The organism is Bowmanella yangjiangensis, from assembly GCF_017255015.1.
GTDB classification, from domain to species: domain Bacteria; phylum Pseudomonadota; class Gammaproteobacteria; order Enterobacterales; family Alteromonadaceae; genus Bowmanella; species Bowmanella yangjiangensis.
Genome location: NZ_JAFKCS010000367.1, coordinates 1 through 797, shown reverse-complemented (window position 1 = coordinate 797; position 797 = coordinate 1). Strand labels below are relative to the sequence as shown.

General features: G+C 59.0%; 1 protein-coding gene. It reads left to right on the top strand.

What is annotated here, in order from left to right; translation table 11 throughout:
* Positions 1 to 646: phage portal protein (locus J0A65_RS24600; RefSeq protein ID WP_009428582.1), on the top strand; the 646-nt coding region annotated here is incomplete at its 5' end.
* Positions 647 to 797: the final 151 nt, after the last annotated feature.

The window sequence follows — 797 nt, the reverse complement described above, 5'->3', positions numbered from 1 at the left end:
CGCAGCGCCGGTCCGGCTGGGAGGCGCAAAAGTACCGCACCTGATGCCGGGTGACTCACTGAACCTGCAGACGGCTCAGGATACGGATAACGGCTACTCCGTGTTTGAGCAGTCACTGCTGCGGTATATCGCTGCCGGGCTGGGTGTCTCGTATGAGCAGCTTTCCCGGAATTACGCCCAGATGAGCTACTCCACGGCACGGGCCAGTGCGAACGAGTCGTGGGCGTACTTTATGGGGCGGCGAAAATTCGTCGCATCCCGTCAGGCGAGCCAGATGTTTCTGTGCTGGCTGGAAGAGGCCATCGTTCGCCGCGTGGTGACGTTACCTTCAAAAGCGCGCTTCAGTTTTCAGGAAGCCCGCAGTGCCTGGGGGAACTGCGACTGGATAGGCTCCGGTCGTATGGCCATCGATGGTCTGAAAGAAGTTCAGGAAGCGGTGATGCTGATAGAAGCCGGACTGAGTACCTACGAGAAAGAGTGCGCAAAACGCGGTGACGACTATCAGGAAATTTTTGCCCAGCAGGTCCGTGAAACGATGGAGCGCCGTGCAGCCGGTCTTAAACCGCCCGCCTGGGCGGCTGCAGCATTTGAATCCGGGCTGCGACAATCAACAGAGGAGGAGAAGAGTGACAGCAGAGCTGCGTAATCTCCCGCATATTGCCAGCATGGCCTTTAATGAGCCGCTGATGCTTGAACCCGCCTATGCGCGGGTTTTCTTTTGTGCGCTTGCAGGCCAGCTTGGGATCAGCAGCCTGACGGATGCGGTGTCCGGCGACAGCCTGACTGCCCAGGAGGCA